The 16,309-nt window shown below is 72.9% G+C and carries 17 protein-coding genes and 1 pseudogene; 10 read left to right on the top strand and 8 right to left on the bottom strand.

All coding sequences use genetic code 11. The features are described 5' to 3' along the window. The first annotated feature begins 13 nt into the window (after nucleotides 1-13). The 5 genes from KVT45_RS04140 to KVT45_RS04160 all read left to right on the top strand — a co-directional run bounded on the left by KVT45_RS04140 (nucleotide 14) and on the right by KVT45_RS04160 (nucleotide 5,507). The gene (locus KVT45_RS04140; protein WP_217545082.1) at nucleotides 14-1,411 is read left to right on the top strand and encodes a serine/threonine-protein kinase; all 1,398 of its coding nucleotides are present in this window, start codon (nucleotides 14-16) and stop codon (nucleotides 1,409-1,411) included. A 126-nt stretch (nucleotides 1,412-1,537) separates the two neighbouring features. Next, the gene (locus KVT45_RS04145; protein WP_217545083.1) at nucleotides 1,538-2,248 is read left to right on the top strand and encodes a DUF4232 domain-containing protein; all 711 of its coding nucleotides are present in this window, start codon (nucleotides 1,538-1,540) and stop codon (nucleotides 2,246-2,248) included. Between the two features lie 191 nt (nucleotides 2,249-2,439). After that, the gene (locus KVT45_RS04150; RefSeq protein ID WP_217545084.1) at nucleotides 2,440-3,684 is read left to right on the top strand and encodes a hypothetical protein; all 1,245 of its coding nucleotides are present in this window, start codon (nucleotides 2,440-2,442) and stop codon (nucleotides 3,682-3,684) included. 58 nt (nucleotides 3,685-3,742) lie between these two features. Further along, on the top strand, nucleotides 3,743-5,002 hold the full coding sequence (locus KVT45_RS04155) for an arsenic transporter (protein WP_217545307.1): 1,260 nt from the start codon (nucleotides 3,743-3,745) through the stop codon (nucleotides 5,000-5,002). A gap of 16 nt (nucleotides 5,003-5,018) precedes the next feature. Then, nucleotides 5,019-5,507: a universal stress protein gene (locus tag KVT45_RS04160; RefSeq protein ID WP_217545085.1), complete on the top strand. Its 489-nt coding sequence runs from the start codon at nucleotides 5,019-5,021 to the stop codon at nucleotides 5,505-5,507. Between the two features lie 12 nt (nucleotides 5,508-5,519). On the opposite strand, the gene KVT45_RS04165 is transcribed toward KVT45_RS04160, so the two are convergent. Both KVT45_RS04165 and KVT45_RS04170 read right to left on the bottom strand, forming a co-directional pair. Further along, nucleotides 5,520-7,349, bottom strand: coding sequence for an RICIN domain-containing protein (locus KVT45_RS04165; protein ID WP_308310640.1), 1,830 nt, complete (start codon nucleotides 7,347-7,349; stop codon nucleotides 5,520-5,522). A 455-nt stretch (nucleotides 7,350-7,804) separates the two neighbouring features. Beyond that, nucleotides 7,805-8,701, bottom strand: coding sequence for a helix-turn-helix domain-containing protein (locus KVT45_RS04170; RefSeq protein ID WP_217545086.1), 897 nt, complete (start codon nucleotides 8,699-8,701; stop codon nucleotides 7,805-7,807). 69 nt (nucleotides 8,702-8,770) lie between these two features. On the opposite strand from KVT45_RS04170, the gene KVT45_RS04175 reads away from it, so the two are divergent. Next, the gene (locus tag KVT45_RS04175; RefSeq protein ID WP_217545087.1) at nucleotides 8,771-9,553 is read left to right on the top strand and encodes a phytanoyl-CoA dioxygenase family protein; all 783 of its coding nucleotides are present in this window, start codon (nucleotides 8,771-8,773) and stop codon (nucleotides 9,551-9,553) included. Between the two features lie 96 nt (nucleotides 9,554-9,649). Here the strand turns inward: KVT45_RS04175 and KVT45_RS04180 are convergent, their stop codons facing one another. The 3 genes from KVT45_RS04180 to KVT45_RS04190 all read right to left on the bottom strand — a co-directional run bounded on the left by KVT45_RS04180 (nucleotide 9,650) and on the right by KVT45_RS04190 (nucleotide 11,726). After that, nucleotides 9,650-10,618 (bottom strand): aldo/keto reductase, encoded by a 969-nt coding sequence (locus KVT45_RS04180; RefSeq protein ID WP_217545088.1) that lies wholly within the window; start codon nucleotides 10,616-10,618, stop codon nucleotides 9,650-9,652. A 95-nt stretch (nucleotides 10,619-10,713) separates the two neighbouring features. Next, on the bottom strand, nucleotides 10,714-11,247 hold the full coding sequence (locus KVT45_RS04185) for a flavoprotein (RefSeq protein WP_217545089.1): 534 nt from the start codon (nucleotides 11,245-11,247) through the stop codon (nucleotides 10,714-10,716). Nucleotides 11,248-11,267: 20 nt separating this feature from the next. Beyond that, nucleotides 11,268-11,726 carry a nuclear transport factor 2 family protein gene (locus KVT45_RS04190; RefSeq protein ID WP_217545090.1) on the bottom strand — a complete coding sequence of 153 codons (459 nt, stop codon included), beginning with the start codon at nucleotides 11,724-11,726 and terminating at the stop codon, nucleotides 11,268-11,270. An 88-nt stretch (nucleotides 11,727-11,814) separates the two neighbouring features. Between KVT45_RS04190 and KVT45_RS04195 the strand changes: the two genes are divergently transcribed. Continuing rightward, on the top strand, nucleotides 11,815-12,366 hold the full coding sequence (locus KVT45_RS04195; protein WP_217545091.1) for a TetR/AcrR family transcriptional regulator: 552 nt from the start codon (nucleotides 11,815-11,817) through the stop codon (nucleotides 12,364-12,366). Between the two features lie 2 nt (nucleotides 12,367-12,368). On the opposite strand, the gene KVT45_RS04200 is transcribed toward KVT45_RS04195, so the two are convergent. Beyond that, nucleotides 12,369-12,617 (bottom strand): hypothetical protein, encoded by a 249-nt coding sequence (locus KVT45_RS04200; protein WP_217545092.1) that lies wholly within the window; start codon nucleotides 12,615-12,617, stop codon nucleotides 12,369-12,371. A 57-nt stretch (nucleotides 12,618-12,674) separates the two neighbouring features. Here KVT45_RS04200 and KVT45_RS04205 point away from each other — a divergent pair. Further along, nucleotides 12,675-13,326, top strand: a pseudogene (locus KVT45_RS04205) (RNA polymerase subunit sigma-70); the annotation flags it as partial. Here the strand turns inward: KVT45_RS04205 and KVT45_RS04210 are convergent. Both KVT45_RS04210 and KVT45_RS04215 read right to left on the bottom strand, forming a co-directional pair. Beyond that, complete coding sequence (locus KVT45_RS04210; RefSeq protein ID WP_217545093.1) at nucleotides 13,307-13,507, bottom strand: ferredoxin; 201 nt, start codon at nucleotides 13,505-13,507, stop codon at nucleotides 13,307-13,309. The pseudogene KVT45_RS04205 and the gene KVT45_RS04210 overlap by 20 nt on opposite strands. 12 nt (nucleotides 13,508-13,519) lie before the next feature. Beyond that, nucleotides 13,520-14,761: a cytochrome P450 gene (locus KVT45_RS04215; protein ID WP_217545094.1), complete on the bottom strand. Its 1,242-nt coding sequence runs from the start codon at nucleotides 14,759-14,761 to the stop codon at nucleotides 13,520-13,522. A gap of 293 nt (nucleotides 14,762-15,054) precedes the next feature. On the opposite strand from KVT45_RS04215, the gene KVT45_RS04220 reads away from it, so the two are divergent. Together KVT45_RS04220 and KVT45_RS04225 are read left to right on the top strand one after the other, a co-directional pair. After that, nucleotides 15,055-15,687 (top strand): LysE family transporter, encoded by a 633-nt coding sequence (locus KVT45_RS04220; protein ID WP_217545095.1) that lies wholly within the window; start codon nucleotides 15,055-15,057, stop codon nucleotides 15,685-15,687. A gap of 130 nt (nucleotides 15,688-15,817) precedes the next feature. Beyond that, nucleotides 15,818-16,258: a nitroreductase family deazaflavin-dependent oxidoreductase gene (locus KVT45_RS04225; protein WP_217545096.1), complete on the top strand. Its 441-nt coding sequence runs from the start codon at nucleotides 15,818-15,820 to the stop codon at nucleotides 16,256-16,258. Nucleotides 16,259-16,309: the final 51 nt, after the last annotated feature.

Genomic DNA, 16,309 nt, shown 5'->3' on the forward strand with positions numbered 1-16,309 from the left:
GCATGATAGTCGTATGCAACCCCTGGAGCGGATCGGCCGCTATCGCCTCGAACAGCGCCTGGGCACCGGTGCCTTCGGGACGGTCTGGCTCGCTTACGACGACCAGCTGGACGCCCCGGTCGCGGTGAAGGTGCTCGCCGACAACTGGTCCCACCGCCTCGACATCCACGACCGCTTCCTGTCCGAGGCGCGGCTGCTGCGGCGGGCTGACTCGAAGCGCGTGGTGCAGGTCTACGACATCGGCGAACTCCCGGACGGGCGGCCGTACTTCGTGATGGAGTACGCCGACGCGGGCACCCTCGCCGACCTGCTCGGCGGCGGCCCGCTCCCGATCCCCGACGCGCTGCGGCTGACCGCGCTGGCGGCGCGCGGCGCGGCGGACCTGCACGGGGCGGGGATCGTGCACCGGGACATCAAGCCGACGAACGTGCTGCTGCGTACGGCACAGGACGGCACCCGGCGGGTGCTGCTGGCCGACCTGGGGCTGGCCAAGAGCCTGGCGCAGGCGTCGGGGCTGACCCTGGCCGCCGGTTCGGCGGGGTACCAGCCGCCGGAGCAGGCCCAGCCCGGCGAGGGCATCGACGCCCGCGCCGATGTCTACGCGCTGGGTGCGGTGGGCTACGAACTGGTCACCGGCACGGTGCCGGCGGCGCCCGGGCAGGTCGTCCGGCCGGAGCGGCTGCGGCCGGACCTCGGGGACGACGTGCAGCGGGCGCTGATGCGGGCCCTGGAGCCGGACCGGCAGCGGCGCTGGCCGACGGCGCAGGCCTTCGCGGACGAGCTGGACCGGCTGGCGGCGACCGCGGCGGCCCGGCGGCCGCGGCGGCTCGACGGCGTCCGCCGGCGGCTCAACGTGGTCACGCTCACCCTCGCCGCGGTCCTGGCGGCCGGCGGCACGGCCCTCGCGGTCACGCTGACGCATCGGGACGGGACGACGAGCGCGGAGACGAAGGTCTCCGACGCCACCGGGCGGGTGGTGGCCGAGGTGCCGTCCGGATGGGCCGGCGAGCTGCGCGACTCCGGTTGGAACCCGCAGGCCCTGGGGCTGGCCTCCGGGCACGAGCCGGGTCTGGAGGTCGCCGACGACGTGTCGGAGTGGCAGGACCTGACGGCCGCGGTGAACGGCGTGTTCATCGGGGTGAGCGAGCATGGGGACGTCACCGCCAAGGTGAACGCCCTGACCCACTCCGGCTGCCACTACGACGGCAGCCGCGCCTTCACCGGCACCGAGTGGAAGGGCCGGGTCCGCAGCTGGAGCGGCTGCTCCGGCGCGGGCGGCTCGATCCAGGAGGCGGCCCTCAAGCCGGCCGGCGGCGACAGCCAGCCCCAGGTGTATGTGCAGGTACGGCAGAAGGGCGCCGTCGACAAGGCCACCACGGACGGCGTACTCCGGTCCCTCCGGGTCACCTGACCCGATGAATCTCGGCGTGCCCCCGAACTTTTCCGCCGTTTCTCGCATCGGATGGGAGTGACGGCGCACGGAGCGCCTCAGGTACGCCTCGTACGCGTGCCACGACATCCAGGAGTGCTGATCCACATGGCGCACACGTCCCAGCCCTTGCGGCGCGGGGCGGCCCTGCTCGCGAGCACGGTCGCCGCCCTGGGCCTTCTGACCGCCTGCGGCAACGGCGGTCAGGGCAAGTCCCCGGAGTCGGTGTCGGGCACGGCCGCGCCCGCGACCGGAAACGCGTCGAGTGCGGACACCTCGGGCACCTCCGCCGTCCCGTCCGGCACCGGGTCCTCGCCGGCGTCGCAGACCGGCGCCTCGGCCACGGGCGGCGGTTCGTCGACCGGTGGCACCACGACCGGCACCGCCGCCGCGGCCGGCACCCGCTGCCACACCTCGGAGCTGACCGCCTCGGTGGGCGGCAACGACCCGGGGGCCGGTCAGGAGAACTTCCCGATCGTGCTCACCAACAAGTCGGGCCGCACCTGCACCGTGCGCGGCTTCCCGGGCGCCGCCTTCGTGAACGCCGCCGGCACCCAGCTCGGCCCCGACCCGCAACGTGAGTCCGGCAGCACCGCCGCGACGGTCACGCTCAAGCCGGGCCAGAGCGCCTGGGCCGGGCTGACCTTCTCCAGCCCGGAGATCAGCGGCGCCAAGACGGCGACGCCGGCCGCGCTGCTGGTCACCCCGCCGGACGAGAAGGACTCGCTGAAGGTCACCTGGAAGAACGGCGCCGTCCCGGTGTCCGGGAACGCCTCCTCGGTGCGCCTGAACGTGTTCAGCGCCGGTACCGGCGCCTGACCACCCCCTGACCGGACCCCGCTGCCCACTCCCCCGGGCAGCGGGGTTCGTCATGTCCGGGCCACGACTGTCACAGACGTGCAACACACACAGCCGGCTCCGATCTTTTTCACCGGACCGCCCATCGAACCCGTCGACCACACAGCAACGGGGCTCCGCCAGGGGCCGGGACGACGGAATCGGGGACGGACATGAGCGGCATCTCTCGCAGGCGGGTGCTGACGGCGGGCGCGACGGCGGGGGCCCTGGGTGCTCTCTCCGCATGCTCGAACGGCAACTGGACGCTGGGCGGCAGCAGTTCGGCCGACGGCGGCAAGGACGGCGGTGCGCCGGCCAAGCCGCTGAAGCTCATCGGCGACGGCTCCACCGCCGACACCGGCGCGCAGCCGCACCAGCCGAAGGCGACGCGGATGGCCGCCGGCAGCAAGCCGCCGCAGTTCGTGGTGTTCTCCTGGGACGGCGCGGGCGAGCTCAGCAACCAGCTGTTCTCCCGCTTCCGCAAGGTGGCCGCGGACCACGGCGCGAAGATGACGTTCTTCCTCTCCGGCATCTACACCCTGCCCGAGTCCAAGAAGGACCTCTACCGGCCGCCGCAGCACGCGGTGGGCGCCTCCGCGATCGGCTACCTCTCCGACCGGCACATCCACGCCACGCTCCAGCAGGTGCGCGCGGCCTGGCTGGAGGGCCACGAGGTCGGCACCCACTTCAACGGGCACTTCTGCGGCTCCGACGGGGTGCGCAACTGGTCCCCCGCCGAGTGGCGCAGCGAGATCGACCAGGCCATGGACTTCGTCACCAAGTGGAAGACCAACACCGGCTTCACCGACCTGGAGCCGCTGCCCTTCGACTACCGCAAGGAGCTGATCGGCGGCCGCACCCCGTGCCTGGAGGGCCAGACCAACCTGCTGCCCACGGCCGCCGCGCTGGGCTGGAAGTACGACGCCAGCTCCCCCGGCGGCCTGCAGATCTGGCCGGGCAAGGTGCAGGGCAACCGCATCTGGGACTTCCCGCTGCAGTCCATACCGTTCCCCGGGCACTCCTTCCAGGTCCTGTCGATGGACTACAACATGATGTACAACCAGTCCGCCGGTAACCCGCTGGGCGACAAGACCCAGTACGACGCCTGGCGCACCCAGGCCCGTGACAGTTACCTGGCGGGCTTCGAGCGGGCGTACAGCACCAACCGGGCGCCGTTCTTCATCGGCAACCACTTCGAGCGCTGGAACGGCGGCATCTACATGGACGCCGTCGAGGAGGCGATCGGCAAGATGGCCGAGCACGACGACGTGCGCTTCGTGTCCTTCAAGCAGCTGGTGGCGTGGCTGGAGGCGCAGGACCCGGCGGTGCTGCGCAAGCTGCGCACACTGAACCCGGGGCAGGAGCCGGTGGGCGGCTGGGGAGAGTTCCTGGGCGCGGCGGGTACCCCGTCCTCGTAACCGGGTCCGTCTGCTTTCATGGGCGGGCCGCACTTGATCACCCCCCGAGGAACACGCCCTGAACACCCCGCTCGCCGAAACCCTGTCCGTCGTGCTGCTCGCCGCCGTTCTCGCCTGGGCCGTGATCCGGCCGCGCGGCCTGCCGGAGGCGGTGCTCGCCGTACCGGCGGCGGGGATCGTCGTCGCCACCGGAGCGATCTCCCTCGACCACGCGCGGGCGGAGGCCGAGCAGCTGGGGCCGGTCGTCGGTTTCCTCGCCGCCGTCCTGGTGCTGGCCCACTTCTGTGACGTGGAGGGCCTGTTCCAGGCCTGCGGGGCATGGATGGCCCGGTGGTCGGGCGGGCGGCCGGTGCGGCTGCTGACCGCGGTGTTCGCGCTGGCGTCGGTGATCACAGCCGTGCTCAGCCTGGACGCGACGGTGGTGCTGCTGACGCCGGTGGTGTTCGCGACGGCGGCCCGGTCCGGGGTGCGGGCGAAGCCGCACGTCTACGCCTGTACGCACCTGTCCAACACGGCCTCACTGCTGCTGCCGGTGTCCAATCTGACGAACCTGCTGGCGTTCGCGGCGAGCGGGCTGAGCTTCACCCGGTTCGCGGCGCTGATGGTGCTGCCCTGGCTGGTGGCGATCGGCGCCGAGTACCTGGTGTTCCGGCGGTTCTTCGCCCGTGACCTGTCCTCGGCGGCCCCGGGCTCCGCGGACCCCGGCGAGCCGCCCCGGCTGCCGGTGTTCGCGCTGGTGACGGTGGCCTGCACGCTCGCCGGGTTCGTGCTCACCTCGGCGGTCGGGATCGACCCGGCGTGGGCGGCGTGCGCGGGTGCGCTGGTGCTGGCCGGACGGGCGCTGCTGCGGCGGCGGGCGACCCCGGTGACGGTGGTGAAGGCGGCCGCGCCCGCGTTCCTGGCGTTCGTGCTGGCGCTCGGCATCGTGGTGCGGGCGGTCGTCGACAACGGGCTCGCCGACGCCCTCGGCCATGTACTGCCGGGCGGGACCGGCCTCCCGGCGCTGCTCGGCATCGCCGTGCTCGCCGCCGTCCTGGCGAACATCGTCAACAACCTGCCGGCGGTGCTGGTGCTGCTGCCGCTGGCCGCGCCGGCCGGGCCGGGCGCGGTGCTGGCGGTGCTGCTCGGGGTGAACATCGGACCGAACCTCACCTACGCCGGGTCGCTCGCGACGCTGCTGTGGCGCAGGATCGTGCACCAGCACGACCACGGGGTGGACCTCGGGGAGTTCACCCGGCTGGGGCTGCTCGCCGTGCCCGCCGCGCTGTGCGGGGCGGTGGTGGCACTGTGGGGGGCGCTCCAGGTGGTCGGGACCTAGACGGGAGGCCATGGGCATGCGGGTGATCGTCTGGCTGGTCGAGGGGACCTGGCCCGCCTGTGTGGACGCGGCGCGCGACTACGCGCGGGACGCGTCCGAGGTGGTGCTGCTGCATGTGGACGAGCCGGGGGTGGCCGGGCTCGCGCACGGCGCCTTCGCGGGGCTGCTGGGCCGGGCCGGCTCGGAACCGGACCCGGAGCGGCGGCTGGTGGAGCTCGGCGGGACGTCGGCGGCGGAACTGCTGGCCGCGGCCGCGGCCCGGCTGGGGCGGCCGTGCACCCGGCTGGAGCGGGTCGGCCGGGTCGAGCGGGAGGTGGTGGCCGCCGCCGGCGACGCCGGCCTGCTGGTGCTGGCCCGGGACGGCGACCGGTCCCGGCTCGGGCCGCACAGTCTGGGCAAGGCGGCGCGGTTCGTCGTGGACCACGCGCCCTGCCCGGTGCTGCTGGTGTGGCCGGAGGGGGCGCCTGACCTGAGGACGATGCCGCCCCCGCCGCCGCACCCCTGAGCCCGCTCGGGCTCAGTGACCGTGATGGCCCCCGCCGCCGTAGCCGCCGCCGCCACCCCCGCCGCCGCCGTACTGGCCGTCCCCGGAGCCGTAGCAGTAGCCCGGGTACTCGACGCACGGGTTGTAGCTGGGGGTGCTCGACGGCGTCGGCTGCGCCGTCGTCTTCGAAGCCGACGGGGTGGGCGTCGGCGTGGGCTTCGCGGCCTTGGTGACCGGGGTGGCGGACGCGGTCGGGGTCGGCGTGGTGTCGGCGTCCCAGTTGACGATCTGCATCTGGAGGTCCGGCTGGGAGGTGTCCATCACCCAGCGCTGTGCGCTGACGTTCGCCCGGGTCTTGACCACCAGGGCACCGCCGCCGTCGGTGGCGGCCGGGGCCAGCGCCAGGTCCTGGTCCCAGCGGGGCACCAGCGCGCCCTGGAGGGTGAAGTCGTAGTGGACGCTCTTGGTCTTGGTGCCGGCCGAGGCCGTGCACGGGGCGAGCTGGACGGAGTAGCCGAGGTGCGAGTCGAGGCAGAGGTCGGGTGCGGCGGCGTTGCGCAGCAGTCCGTCGCCCTCGTACGTCCACTGCTGGCTGGCGACCGAGGAGCACTCGGCGAGCTCGGTCTCGGCGCCCTTGACGGCCTTCTTGCCGACCACGCCGATGCACAGGCCGGAGGCGATGTTGTGCAGCCGGCCGCGCAGGGTGCCCTGTGTGGTCCGGCTGGTGCCGATCCAGGACGGGCCCGAGGTGGCGGTGCCGGCCGGCGTGGCGGACGGCTTGGCGCTGGCCGAGGTGGAGTCGTCGCCGGAGCCGAGCACCGACCACAGCACCAGCGGCAGCACGACCAGACCGCTCACGGTGCCCACGGCCACGGTGAGGTTGCGGCGCCGCACCCGGCGGGCGGCCCGCTGCTTGGCGCGGCGGGAGGCGGCGGGGTGCACGATCAGGTCCTTGCCCGGGGCGGCCGGCGGCACGAACGCCTCGCCGCCCGCGAAGCCCCCGGCGGGCATGGCCGCGGGCTCGGCGGGCTGCTCGGTCAGGCCGGCCCGGGACTCCATGTAGGCGCGGGCACCCCAGCCGAGCACGGCCTCGGCGAGGGCGATGCCGAGTCCGCCGTTGAACTGCTGGAGCTGGTCGGCGGTGTACCGGCAGTGCTTGCAGCCGTTCAGGTGCTGCTGGAGGTCCCGGTCGACGTCGACCCCGCCGCGCCGGAAGGTCACGTCGATCATCCGGACGTAGCGCTGGCACTCGTCCTCGTGGGCGAGTTCGCGGTGCACCTGGAGGCACTCCTCGCGCATCCGCTCGCGGGCCCGGCGCAGTTCGACACGCGCGTCCTGCTCGTCCAGGCCCAGCAGTGCGGCGGGAGCCGCCAGGGGCTCCGACTCCACCTCGGTGTGCCACAGCACGGTCCGCGAGGACGGGGTCAGCCGCTGGAAGGCGCGGGAGAGCAGCCGCCGGTTCGCGGGCGGAAGCAGCCGGGAGGCGGCCCGCTCGCCCTTGCCGACGCGCAGCTGGGGGTGGAGCAGTTCGCCACGGCCGTCGTTGTCCCATTCGGCGGCGATACGGCGGACGGTGACAAGGAGCTGGGGGCGCCAGGCGGCGGTGGGGCCGGCCTGGCGGAGGGATTCACCGAAGAGTCTGGTGAATGCGGCGGTGGTGAGCATTCCCGCACCGCGCGTCCCGTCGGTGCACAGACGGGCGTAGGCGAAGGCCGCCTCCCAGTGCCGGTCGAGAAGTTCTCCGACGGGGTGCAGGGCGGGTGCGGTGCCCGTCCACTGCTTGAGCTCGGCGCTGAGCTGCTCGTCGGTGACGTCGAACGGCCGGGCGGGGGTAGGGGAATTCCCCAGGCCTGCGTCATTCACGGCGGCATTCCTTCCAGACGCAACGCGGGATTCGGCCCATACCGTCTGGTATGCGACCGGTATGCGACCCGGCCGACACCGAGGTCGGATGGGTTTGTTGGGGGTTCGGCACGCGAACGTCCGCCGTCGGCAGCTCTTTTGAAGCGTGGGGGGCGTACGGGAGCGGCCTCGCGCATGCGGCGGTGAAAGTAATTGTCCGCATGCCGACACGGCACACCTTTGCACAGGCCAGCAGGGCGGAACAAGGGATACCGGGGTTTTGCGCACCGCCCGGTGGCTGCGGTAATTTGACGAATCGTCAATGAGGGAGTCCGCGCATTGTCGCCGTATCGACATCGCAATTGACACGAGGATTCAGGGTCGGCCGCCCCGGTATCCACAGAAACCATTGAACCACGGCCCGACCTGCACAAGCCGCCCGGTCGTCGGCGGCCGTGAACCAATAGCCCCGGATATTAGAGACGTTCACCGGAGCGGTAGGCGCCGGGCGGGACACCGTATCTTTCTCGGAAAACCCGGTTGAAGTGGAACGGGCTGGGAAATCCGGACGCGGCGGCGACCCGCTCGACGGTCAGGTCGGTGCTCTCCAGCAGCCGTGCGGCGTGTCGCAGCCGCGCCTCGCGCAGCGCGCGCATCGGCGGCACGCCGGTCTGCCCGGTGAACAGGTGGGCGAACCGGGACGGCGACAGCGCGACACGCGCGGCGAGCGAGCGGACCGTGTGCGGGGCGCCCGGGTCGGCGGCGATCAGCTCCTGGGCGCGGCGCACCCGCCCGTCCCCGGCGTCCCGGCCGGCCGCCGCCCGGTGTGCGCCGGCGGTCGCGAGCAGGACGACCTCCTCCAGCGCGCACAGGGCGAGTTCGCGCGCCGCGCTGCCGTGCGCGACGGCGACGGGATCGTCGCCGGGTGCCGGGGCGGGCGGCGCGCCGGTACCGGTCCAGCGGGAGTCGGCGAGCACGCGCTGGAAGGCCGCCTCGATCCGGGTGCGGGTGCCGTCCGGGCAGCCGACGGCGTACACGCCGTCGGCGAGGGCGCGAGGACTCAGCCACGGGGTCCAGTGCGGGCGGACCTCGCAGTGGGCCCACCAGAACCGCCAGCGGGACGCGCCGGGCCCGACGGCGTAGCTGTGCGGGACACCGGGGGCGAGGACGACGAGGTCACCGGGGCGCGCCTGGGTCTGCACGGCCCCCTGCCGGAGCAGGCCACGGCCGTCCGTCGTCCAGGTGAGCAGCCAGCTGCCCGACCCCTCGGGGCGGTTGACCCGGTAGCCGGGGCCCTGGTCGTAGCGGCCGGTGACGACCGTGCCCGGCGGCGGGGCCGGGGCAGCGGTGCCGGGCAGCTCCGCAGCGCTCATGAGCATCCTCTCCGCGGGTGCGTCGGCCTAGCCTGACAGGTCCAGGGCACCGGACCGAGGAGGGCGGACATGACAGCCACGGGCATCGACGGCACCATCCTGCGGCAGTTCGAGGAGGACGGGTTCACCGTCGTACGGGGGTTGTTCGGGTACGACGAGATCGACCGGCTGTGCGCGGAGTTCGCGGCGCTGCACGCGGCGGGGCGTGTCGTGCCGGGGCACTTCGAGCCGAAGCCGACGGCGGATCCGCTGCACCGCTATCCCCGGGTGATGCAGCCCCACGAGATCAGCGCGCTCGCGCTGCGGTTCCTGCTGGACGCGCGGCTTCGGGTGATCCTGGAGGCGCTGTTCGGGGAGGAGGTGCTGGCCGCGCAGAGCATGTTCTACTTCAAGCCGCCGGGGGCCCGGGGGCAGGCGCTGCATCAGGACAACTTCTATCTGCGGGTCGAGCCGGGTACGTGTGTCGCGGCGTGGGTCGCCTGTGAGGCGATCGACCGGGAGAACGGCGGCCTGGAGGTGGTGCCCGGGACGCATCGGATGGACCTGTTCTGCCCGGAGGAGTCGGATGCGGGGCTGTCGTTCGCGCGGGAGTACGTGGCACCGCCGGAGGGGCTCGCGGCGGTGCCGGTCGATATGGAGCCGGGGGATGTGCTGTTCTTCAACGGGAGTCTGGTGCACGGGTCACAACCGAATCGCTCCGGCGGGCGGTTCCGGCGGTCGTTCATCGGGCACTACGTGGGGCGGTCCGCGGAGCGGATCGGGGCGTATTACCGGACGTTGAGCATGAGTGGGGACAGGGTTTCTCTGCTGGAGAGCGAGGGAGCCGGTCCTTGTGGGACGGAGCGGTTGTGATTCGGCTGCGGGTGGGTGGGGGCTTGTCGCGCCCACGCGGCGGAGCCGCACATTGACACAGCCCCGCGCCCCTAAAAGCCAAAGACGGGGCGCGTTTCAGTGGCCGGAGATCGGATGGGGGCCGTAGGGCTCCTCCAGCTCCTCCAGCTCCTTGTCGCTGAGGGCCAACTCCACTGCCGCCACCGCGTCTTCGATGTGGTTCGGCTTCGATGCTCCGATGATCGGGGCCGTCACCGTGCTCTGGTGGAGGAGCCAGGACAGGGCCACCCGGGCGCGCGGGACGCCTCGGTCGTCGGCGATGCGGGTGACCGCCTCGACGATCGCGCGGTCGCCGTCCTGGTAGAGGCGGTTGCCGAAGTTGTCCGTGGAGCTGCGCTCGGTGACCGTGCCCCAGTCGCGGGTGAGGCGGCCCCGGGCCAGCGGGCTCCACGGCAGGACGCCCACGCCCTGGTCGGCGCAGAGCGGCAGCATCTCGCGCTCCTCCTCGCGGTAGAGGAGGTTGTAGTGGTTCTGCATGGAGACGAACTTGGTCCAGCCGTTCCGCTCGGCCGTGTACTGGGCCTTGGAGAACTCCCAGGCGTACATCGAACTCGCCCCGATGTAGCGGGCCTTGCCCGCCTTGACGACGTCGTGCAGCGCCTCCATCGTCTCCTCGATCGGAGTGGCGTGATCGTAGCGGTGGATCTGGTAGAGGTCGACGTAGTCGGTGCCGAGGCGGCTGAGGCTGTGGTCGATCTCGGTGAGGATCGCCTTGCGGGACAGCCCGCCGCCGTTGGGGCCGGGGCGCATCCGGCCGTGCACCTTGGTGGCGAGGACGATCTCGTCGCGCCGGGCGAAGTCGCGCAGCGCCTTGCCGACGATCTCCTCGCTGGTTCCGTCGGAGTAGACGTTGGCGGTGTCGAAGAAGTTGATGCCGGCCTCCAGCGCCTGCCGGATCAGCGGCCGGGACGCCTCCTCGTCCAGGGTCCACTCGTGGGTGCCGCGGTCGGGCAGGCCGTAGGTCATGCAGCCGAGGCAGATCCGGGACACGTCCAGACCGGTGCGGCCGAGCTTCACGTACTCCATCGTTGTCTCCCACCGTCGAGATCACGTCGTACAGAGGCGAGCGTACGTCGAGCGGCGGTCCGGTCTCCTGTCGTGGCGGCGGTTATCGGACGCCGTCAGCGCCGCTCCAGCAGGTCCAGCGCCCGTTCCCAGGCGAACTCGGGGCGCCCGCCGTCCGTTTCGGCCTCACCGGCGTAGGGGTCGCCGAAGCGGACGCCGAGCGCGCGCAGCCGGGTCAGGCTCTCCTGGTAGGCGGGGTGGGCGGCCAGCGCGCCGGCGACGCAGGGCAGGACGGCGATCGGGACGCCGAGTCCCAGGGCCTCGCACAGGGTGCCGACGGCGAGGGTGTCGGCGAGCCCGGCGGCCCATTTGTTGACGGTGTTGAAGGTGGCGGGGGCGACGACGACGGCGTCCGGCGCGGGGAAGGGGCGCGGGTCGGAGGGCCTGCGCCAGGCCGACCGGATGGGGCGACCGGTGCGCGCCTCGGCCTCGGCGGTGTCGAAGAAGCCGTTCACGGCGACGGGCGTGGCGATGACCCCGACCTCCCAGCCGCGCTCCTGCGCCGCGGTGATGAGCTTGCCGACGCCGGCGGCGATACCGGCGGCACAGACCACGAGGTAGAGGAAGGGCTTGCGGGGCTCATCGGTCATTCAGGAACCCTATGCGGGTGCTACCGGAGCGGGAAGGACAGGCCCCGCTCGGCCTCCGGGCGCGGACCGTGGATCCGGCGCTCGTGCTCCTCGATCCGGACGTCGTTGATGCTGGCCTCGCGCCGGGTCATGAGTCCGTGCCCGTCGAACTCCCACAGCTCGTTGCCGTACGACCGCCACCACTGGCCGTCCGCGTCGCGGCACTCGTACTGGAAGCGGACCGCGATGCGGTCGCCGTCGAAGGCCCACAGGTCCTTGCGGAGCGCGTAGTCGAGTTCCCGGGCCCACTTGGCGGTGAGGAGCTCGACGATCGCGGCGCGGCCGGTGACGAAGGTGCCGCGGTTGCGCCAGACCGAGTCCTCGGAGTAGGCCAGCGCCACCCGTTCGGGATCGCGGGTGTTCCAGGCGTCCTCGGCGGCCTGGACCTTCTGGACTGCGGTCTCCCGGGTGAAGGGCGGCAGGGGCGGACGGTCGGCCATGGTCTCCTCCTCATCGAAGGGAGAACGTGCGTTCTCCCGGTCGCTGCTACCGTAGGAGAACGCACGTTCTCTCGTCAAGGAGTGGCCCATGGACAGCGCGGTCGCGCGTGAGCAGGCTCTGGACGCCGCCGAGCGGCTGTTCTACGGGCGCGGGGTGCAGTCCGTCGGCATGGACGACATACGCGGCGCCTCCGGCGTCTCCCTCAAGCGGCTCTACCAGCTCTTTCCCGCGAAGGAGGAGCTCGTGACGGCCTATCTGGAGCGGCGGGACGTGCGCTGGCGGCAGCGGCTCGCCGCGCATGTCGGGCGGCACGAGGACCCCCGGGAGCGGCTGCTCGCGGTCTTCGACTGGCTGGAGGGGTGGTTCGGGGAGGCGGACTTCCGGGGGTGCGCCTGGATCAACGCGTACGGCGAGCTCGGCGCCACCTCCCCGCGGGTGGTGGCCCAGGTGCGCGGCCACAAGCGGGCGTTCCGGGACTACCTGGCCGGGCTGGTGGCCGACGCCGGGCTGGACGCGGCGCTCACCGGGCCCCTGTTCCTGCTCGCCGAGGGGGCGATGGTCACCGCGGGCGTCACCGGGAGCACGGAGCCCGCTGCCGAGGCGCGCGCGGCGGCCCGGATGCTGCTGCACGCCGGGTGAGGTCAGCCGACGGCGGCGAGCCGCGAGAGCGCGGCGCGGGCCGCGGCGAGGGAGGCGGCGGCCGCCTCCTCCCGGCCGGCCAAGTGGACCAGCACGTCGACGCGGGTCAGCTCGGCGGCAACCGGGTGGAGATGCCCGGGCCGGACACCGAGCCGGTCCCACCAGGCCTTCAGGTACGGGGTCTGGAAGTCCAGGGCCGCCCGGCCGGTGTCCGGGCCGTAGGCGCCGCCGCGCGCCGGGACGGCCACCACCCGGGTACCGGACAGCAGGCTCTCCCCCGTGTCCGGGTGGGCGAAGGCGCCCCCGAGGAGGAGGCCGTGCCGGCCGAGTCGGTGGGGGTCGCCCTGCTGGTGGTGCTGGAGACTCCCCTAGTTCTCGGCTTCGCTCGAACCGGGGGAACCCCCATGCCCGGCGGAGCGGGTGGCGTTCGTGCTGTACGACCTGTTCGGGGTGCCGTTCGAGCGGATCGCGGCGATCACCGACCGTTCGCTGCCGGCCGCGAAGAAGCTCGCCGGCCGGGCCCGGCACAAGGTGCGGAGTACGCCCGCCCTGCCGGCCGCCGAGCAGGACGGGCACCGCCGGGTCGTCGAGGCGTTCCTCGCCGCCGCCCGGGGCGGTGACCTGGGCGCGCTGCTCGGCCTGCTCGCCCCGGACGTGGTCCGGCGTGCCGACCCCGCGGCCCTGCCGCCGGGGGTGGCGGCGGAGCTGCGGGGCGCGCGGGCGGTCGCGGAGGGCACGGTGCTGCTGCGCGAGCACGCCCGGTTCGCCGTACCGGCCCTGGTCGACGGCCGGGTCGGTCGCGTCGTCGCCCCGCGGGGACGGCTGGGGTACGTCCTGCGGGTCACCGTCGAGGGCGGCCGGGTGGCGGCCTACGAGGTGGTCGCCGACCCGGCGCGGCTGCGCGGGCTGGAACTGGCGGTGCTCGGTGTACCGGCGGCCGCTAGCCCGTCGGTTCCTTGATGGTGATGGCGTGCACCGGGCAGGCCCGGGCCGCCTCCCGGACCAGCGGGTCGCCGCCGCCGTCGTCCATGCCGGGGAGCAGGGTGCTGAAGCCGTCGTCGTCCTGGGTGAAGACGTTCGGGGCGGTCAGGGCGCACTGGCCGGCGCCGATACAGACGTCCTGGTCGATCTCGATGTGCATGGCAAAAGCCTCTTACCAGGTCACGGGGAGTTCCAGCATCCCCTGGATCGTGTCGCCGGGTTTGAAGGGAATCTCCTCCGGCGGTGCGGCGAGCCGAAGGTCCGGGAGCCGCTCCCACAGGGTGCGCAGGGCGATCTCCAGCTCGGTGCGGGCCAGGTTCTGGCCCAGGCACTGGTGGATGCCGAAGCCGAAGGCCACGTGGTGGCGGGCCGGGCGGTGCCAGTCGAGGGTGTCGGGGTCGTCGTACACGGACTCGTCGCGGTTGATGACGGAGGTCGCGAAGAGCACCCCGTCGCCCTTGCGGATGGTGGTGCCGTCCACCTCGATGTCCTCCAGGGCGACGCGCAGCAGCCCGTCGGCGATGGACAGCATCCGCATCAGTTCCTCGACGGCGGCCGGTACCAGCGCGGGATCGGCGCGCAGTTCGGCGAGCCGCTCGGGCTGCTGGAGCAGGGTGAAGGTGCCCAGCGAGATCATGTTGGCGGTGGTCTCGTGCCCGGCGACCAGCAGGATGAGGGCGAGCGCGACGACCTCGTCGCGGTCCAGGGCGCCGTCGCGCAGCCGCTGGTGGACGAGCTCGTCGAGGACACCGTCGCCGGGGACCGCGTCCCGGCTCTTCCGGTCGGCCAGGTCGCCCAGATAGGCCTCCAGCTTCTCGCGCGCGTCCAGGGAGTCGGCGGGCTCCGGACCGCGCAGCAGCCGCCGGGACTGCGCCTCGAAGAACTCGTGGTCGGCGTAGGGCACACCGAGCAGGTCGCAGATGACCATGGACGGCACGGGCAGCGCGAAGGAGCTCACCAGGTCGGCGGGCGGTCCCCCGGCGATCATCTTGTCGAGCAGCTCGTCGACGATCCGCTGGATGGCCGGCCGCATCCCGGTCGCCCGTTTGAGGGTGAAGTCCGGGATCAGCATGCGGCGCTGGGTCTGGTGCTCGGGGTCGTCGAGGCCGAGCAGGGCGAGCCGGCGGCGCTCCCGGGCCACCGCGAACCGGGCGTTCGGCATCGGGAAGTCCTCGCGCCGGCGGTCGCTGGAGAGCCGGGGGTCGGAGAGCAGCGCGCGGGCCGCGCCGTGGCCGGTGACCGCCCAGGCGGTGCGGCCGTCGTAGAGACGGATGCGGGCCAGCGGGCTTCCGTCCCGCAGCGGGTCGTAGCCGGTCGGCGGGTGGTAGGGGCACGTGCGGTCCTGCGGCCAGGCCACAGGGTCGGCCGGGTGGGCAGGATCGGTGGGTTCCGTCACGTCCGTCAGTTCGTTCATGGAAGACCTCGCAGACGAATTTCGTACGTCGTGCCGATCTTCATTAGATGCCCGGGGCACCCATGGGACGACCGCAAGTTCAGCCAGATCGGTGAATCGGGTGATCTGACCGAACCACACGCGGTCGGGGGACGATTCCGCGCCGAAATTCGCTTGCCGGTGCGGCGACGCGGACCCCAGGATCTGCGCATGAACACTCCTGACGCCGTTGTGCCGCTGACCACCGCGACCGTCCGTCGGGTGCGGGTCCAGCAGCAGCCCGGGCGTCCTTGGAGGCCCGAGCCCGCACGCGCGTGACGGCCGCGCTGCTCGCCGGCCTGCTTGCCGGGTACGGGATCGCCGTCCCGGTCGGTGCGGTCGGCACATATCTAGTGTCCCTCACGGCTCGCACGTCACTGCGGACCGGCGCCTGCGCCGCGCTCGGCGTCGCGAGCGCCGACGGCCTGTACGCCCTGCTCGCGACCGTCGGCGGCGCCGCACTGGCGGCGGCGCTGCTGCCGGTGCTCGGGCCGCTGCGGCTGGTCTCGGCGCTGGTGCTGGTGGGGCTCGCCGTGCGCGGTGCGGCGGTCGCGCTGCGCCAGTTCCGGGAGCGGCGGCTCGCGACCCGTGAGGAACGGCCGGTACCCGGCCCCGGGCGGGCGTATCTCGGCCTCCTCGGGATCACACTGCTCAACCCGACGACGGTGATCTACTTCGCGGCCCTGGTGGTCGGCACACGGTCCGCCGAGCCGGTGCGGCCGCTGGAGCAGGGCGTCTTCGTCCTCGCGGCCTTCGCCGCCTCGGCGAGCTGGCAGCTGCTGCTGGCTGGCGGTGGCGCGCTCCTCGGCCGGGGCCTGACCGGCCACCGGGGCCGCCTGGTCACGGCGCTGCTGTCGAGCTGCGTGATGCTGGGGCTGGCGGCCCGGATGGCGCTGTCGCCGGGCTGACCGCCCGTGCGCCCGGGGCTCGGGGCGGGGGCGTGATCCCGTCACGGGACCGGTGTCGTATGGATGATCCGGGGCACTCCCGGTGTTGAATCATGGCGTCAGTCATGGAAGCGACGAGGGGACGGACCTCATGCCTCTTGAGGGCGAGTACGAGCCCAGCCCGGCCGCCTGGGTGCGCGAGCAGGTCGAGTTGTACGAGAGCTCGGGCGGGAAGGAGGGCACCACCCTGATGGACACCGGGATGCCCGTCATCCTGCTCACCACCCTGGGGGTGAAGAGCGGGAAGATCCGCAAGACGCCGCTGATGCGGGTCGAGCACGACGGGAAGTACGCCGTGGTCGCCTCCCAGGGCGGTGCGCCCAAGCATCCGGTCTGGTACTTCAACGTCAAGTCGCACCCGCTCGTCGAGCTCCAGGACGGGCCGGTCAGGCAGGACATGACCGCCCGGGAGATCACCGGCGCGGAGAAGGCCGAGTGGTGGGAGCGGGCCGTCGCGGCGTATCCGCCGTACGCCGACTACCAGAAGAAGACCAACCGGGAGATCCCGGTGTTCGTGCTGGAGGCGCAGTAACGGGGAACTGACGATTCCGGGCATCCATTCCGGCCGGGGACCGTCGGAATT

The sequence above is a fragment of the Streptomyces sp. GbtcB6 genome (assembly GCF_019091475.1).
In the GTDB taxonomy this organism is placed as follows: Bacteria; Actinomycetota; Actinomycetes; order Streptomycetales; family Streptomycetaceae; genus Streptomyces; species Streptomyces hyaluromycini.